Below are 399 nucleotides of genomic sequence, written 5' to 3'. Positions count from 1 at the left end.
TGCGCAGGAACGTCGCCATCTGCTGACCGCTCGCGAGGCGCACCATGCTGGCCCGGGTCAGGTTCCGGAACGCGAGGTTGGCCCGGATCGTGAACTCGTCGGCGTCGACGCCACCGAACGAGCCCTTCGGCAGGACCGCCAGCGGGTCGACGAGCCCGGTGTCGATCCGCCGGGCGACGTTCGCCTCGCCGCGGGGTGGGTTGAGGTCGGCGCGACCGATCTGGCCGAAGCGGTAGAGGCGGCGCCAGTCGGCGATCCAGTTGCTCGGCAGCCGCGGGTTGCCTCCGAGGATGCTCGAGGTCGCGGAGAAGAGGAACAGCAGGTCGAGGGTGCCCTGGCCGTCCGGGAACCGGGCGTTCCAGTTGTACGCCTCGCGGACCATCGAGTGGCCGAACCGGA

At 70.7% G+C, this 399-nt stretch carries 1 protein-coding gene; it reads right to left on the bottom strand.

Going from position 1 to position 399, the window contains the following annotated elements:
• On the bottom strand, positions 1–399 hold a 399-nt coding region (locus EKO23_RS25620; protein ID WP_217702819.1), incomplete at both ends, for a peroxidase family protein.

It is taken from the genome of Nocardioides guangzhouensis (assembly GCF_004519545.1).
Lineage (GTDB): Bacteria > Actinomycetota > Actinomycetes > Propionibacteriales > Nocardioidaceae > Nocardioides > Nocardioides guangzhouensis.
The sequence above is the reverse complement of the archived record's forward strand: the minus strand, read 5'-3'. Positions and strand labels throughout refer to the sequence as shown.